This is a genomic window from Zoogloea sp. LCSB751, from assembly GCF_002028455.1.
Lineage (GTDB): Bacteria > Pseudomonadota > Gammaproteobacteria > Burkholderiales > Rhodocyclaceae > Zoogloea.
In genome coordinates this window covers 1-3,416 of sequence record NZ_MWUM01000056.1, presented here as the reverse complement: position 1 = coordinate 3,416, position 3,416 = coordinate 1, and the positions used below count along the sequence as shown (strand labels likewise).

Genomic DNA, 3,416 nt, shown 5'->3' with positions numbered 1-3,416 from the left:
TCCATGATTCTCGTAACCGGCGGCGCCGGCTTTATCGGCGCCAACTTCGTACTGGACTGGCTCGCAACCCGTGACGAGCCGGTGCTCAATCTGGACGCCCTGACCTACGCGGGCAACCGCGAGAACCTGGCCTCCCTGGAAGGGGATGCGCGGCACGTCTTCGTGCACGGCGACATCGGCGACCGCGCGCTGATCGACCGCCTGCTGGCCGAACACCAGCCCCGCGCCATCGTCCACTTTGCCGCCGAAAGCCACGTGGACCGCAGCATCCACGGCCCCGGCGCCTTCATCCGGACCAACGTCGAAGGCACCTTCACCCTGCTCGAAGCCGCCCGCGCCCACTGGCAGGGCCTGGATGAGGCCGGCAAGGCCGCCTTCCGCTTCCACCACGTGAGCACCGACGAAGTCTACGGCTCCCTCGGCCCGAACGACCCCGCCTTCACCGAAACCAAGACCTACGAACCCAACAGCCCGTACTCCGCCAGCAAAGCCGCCTCCGACCACCTCGTACGCGCCTGGCACCACACCTACGGCCTGCCGGTCACCACCAGCAACTGCTCCAACAACTACGGCCCCTATCACTTCCCCGAGAAGCTCATCCCGCTGATCATCGCCAACGCCCTGGCCGGCAAGCCGCTGCCCGTCTACGGCGACGGCCAGCAGATCCGCGACTGGCTCTACGTCACCGACCACTGCAGCGCCATCCGCGCCATCCTCGACGCCGGCACCCCCGGCGAGGTCTACAACGTCGGCGGCTGGAACGAAAAGCCCAACATCGACATCGTCAAGACCCTCTGCGCGCTGCTCGACGAACTCAAGCCCGACCCCGCCGGCAGCTACAGCCGCCTCATCACCTACGTCGCCGACCGCCCCGGCCACGACCGCCGCTACGCCATCGACGCCCGCAAGATCGAACGCGAACTCGGCTGGCGCCCCGCCGAGACCTTCGAGACCGGCATCCGGAAGACCGTCGCCTGGTACCTCGCCCACCAGGACTGGGTCGCCCACGTCCAAAGCGGCGCCTACCGCGAATGGGTCGAACAGAACTACACCGCCCGCTGAAGGACGCCCTCGATGAAAATCCTCCTCTTCGGCAAGAACGGCCAGGTCGGCTGGGAACTGCAGCGCAGCCTCGCCCCCTTGGGTGACGTCATCGCCCTCGACCACGACGGCGCCCCCGGCCTGTCCGGCAACTTTGCCGACCCGGACAGCCTCGCCGCCACCGTCGACGCCGTCGCCCCCGATCTCATCGTCAACGCCGCCGCCCACACCGCCGTCGACAAAGCCGAAAGCGAACCCGACTTCGCCCGCGCGCTCAACGCGCTGGCCCCCGGCGTCCTCGCCCGCGAAGCGGCCCGGCGCGGCGCGCTGCTCGTCCATTACTCCACCGACTACGTCTTCGACGGCAGCGGCGACGCCCCGCGCACGGAAGACGCCCCCACCGGCCCCTTGTCCGTCTACGGCCGCACCAAGCTCGAAGGCGAAGACCTCATCCGCCAGAGCGGCTGCCGCCACCTGATCTTCCGCACCAGCTGGGTGTACGCCGCCCGCGGCGGCAACTTCGCCAAGACCATGCTCCGGCTGGCCGCCGAACGGGACGCCCTCACCGTCATCGACGACCAGCATGGCGCCCCCACCGGCGCCGAACTCCTCGCCGACGTCAGCGCCCACGCCGCCCGCGCCACCCTCGCCAACCCCGAGCTCGGCGGCCTCTACCACCTCGTTGCCGGCGGCGAGACCACCTGGCACGCCTACGCCCGCCACGTCATCGAATTCGCCCGCGCCCGCGGCGTGCCGATCCAGGTCGCCGCGGACGCCATCCGCCCGGTGCCCACCAGCGCCTTCCCGACCCCGGCGGTCCGCCCGGCCAACTCCCGCCTCGACACCCGCAAGCTGCAGGCCGCCTTCGGCCTTCGCCTCCCGGCCTGGCAGCAGGGCGTCGACCGCATGCTCACCGAAATCCTGAATTGACCTTGAACGGGACCCCCCCATGACCACCCTGCAACGCAAAGGCCTCATCCTCGCCGGCGGCTCCGGCACCCGGCTCCACCCCGCCACCCTGGCGGTGTCCAAGCAGCTCATCCCGGTCTACGACAAACCGATGATCTACTACCCCCTCAGCACCCTCATGCTGGCGGGCATCCGCGACATCCTGATCATCTCCACCCCCCAGGACACCCCGCGCTTCACCCAACTGCTCGGTGACGGCAGCCAGTGGGGCCTCAACCTCCAGTACGCCGTCCAGCCCAGCCCCGACGGCCTCGCCCAGGCCTTCCTGATCGGCGAAGACTTCATCGGCAACGCCCCCAGCGCCCTCGTGCTCGGCGACAACCTCTTCTACGGCCACGACCTCGCCGCCGACCTGCGTGCCGCCACCCAGAAGGAAGACGGCGCCACCGTCTTCGCCTACCCGGTCACCGACCCCGAACGCTACGGCGTCGTCGAATTCAACGCCGACGGCCACGCCATCAGCCTCGAAGAGAAGCCCAAGGTCCCCAAGAGCCGCTACGCCGTCACCGGCCTCTACTTCTACGATCAGCGCGTCGTCGACGTCGCCAAGTCCATCCAGCCCAGCCCGCGCGGCGAACTCGAAATCACCGACGTCAACCGCCAGTACCTCGACTGGGACGCCCTCGACGTGCAGGTCATGGGCCGCGGCCACGCCTGGCTCGACACCGGCACCCACGAAAGCCTGCTCGACGCCAGCCTGTTCATCCAGACCATCGAAAAGCGTCAGGGCCTCAAGATCGCCTGCCCCGAAGAGATCGCCTGGCGCGCCGGCTGGATCGACGCCGCCCACCTGCAAAAGCTCGCCGCCCCGCTCGCCAAGAACGGCTACGGCCAGTACCTGCTGCGCCTGCTTGAAGAGAAGGTGTTCTGATGAAGGTCACCGCAACGCGCATTCCCGGCCTCTTGATCATCGAGCCGAAAGTCTTCGGCGACGCCCGCGGCTTCTTCATGGAAAGCTTCAACGCCCAGGTCTTCCGCGAGGCCACCGGCCTCGACGTGGACTTCGTGCAGGACAACCACTCCCGCTCCGCCAAGGGCGTGCTGCGCGGCCTGCACTACCAGATCCAGCACCCGCAGGGCAAGCTGGTGCGGGTCGTCAAGGGGCGTGTCTTCGACGTGGCGGTGGACCTGCGCCAGGGCTCGCCGAGCTTCGGCCAGTGGGACGGCGTCGAACTCTCCGAGGACAACCACCGGCAACTGTGGGTGCCGGCGGGCTTTGCGCACGGCTTCGTGGTGCTCAGCGACTCGGCGGACTTCCTGTACAAGACGACCGACTACTACGCCCCGCAGTTCGAGCGCAGCCTGGCCTGGAACGACCCGACGGTGGGCGTCGCGTGGCCGCTGCACGAGCTGGACGGCCCGCCGCTGCTGTCGGCCAAGGATCAGGCCGGCAAGGCGCTGGCGGA

General features: G+C 68.9%; 4 protein-coding genes. All 4 read left to right on the top strand.

Translation table 11 applies throughout. The features are described from left to right. Positions 1 to 3 precede the first annotated feature (3 nt). A complete protein-coding gene (rfbB, locus tag B4920_RS25585; protein ID WP_079437567.1) occupies positions 4 to 1,062 on the top strand; it encodes a dTDP-glucose 4,6-dehydratase in 1,059 nt (352 codons plus the stop codon). A 12-nt stretch (positions 1,063 to 1,074) separates the two neighbouring features. After that, positions 1,075 to 1,971: a dTDP-4-dehydrorhamnose reductase gene (gene rfbD / locus B4920_RS25580; RefSeq protein ID WP_079437566.1), complete on the top strand. Its 897-nt coding sequence runs from the start codon at positions 1,075 to 1,077 to the stop codon at positions 1,969 to 1,971. A 19-nt stretch (positions 1,972 to 1,990) separates the two neighbouring features. Next, on the top strand, positions 1,991 to 2,881 hold the full coding sequence (rfbA, locus tag B4920_RS25575) for a glucose-1-phosphate thymidylyltransferase RfbA (protein ID WP_079437565.1): 891 nt from the start codon (positions 1,991 to 1,993) through the stop codon (positions 2,879 to 2,881). After that, on the top strand, positions 2,881 to 3,416 hold a 536-nt coding region (gene rfbC / locus B4920_RS25570; RefSeq protein WP_079437564.1), incomplete at its 3' end, for a dTDP-4-dehydrorhamnose 3,5-epimerase. The genes rfbA and rfbC, both read left to right, overlap by 1 nt.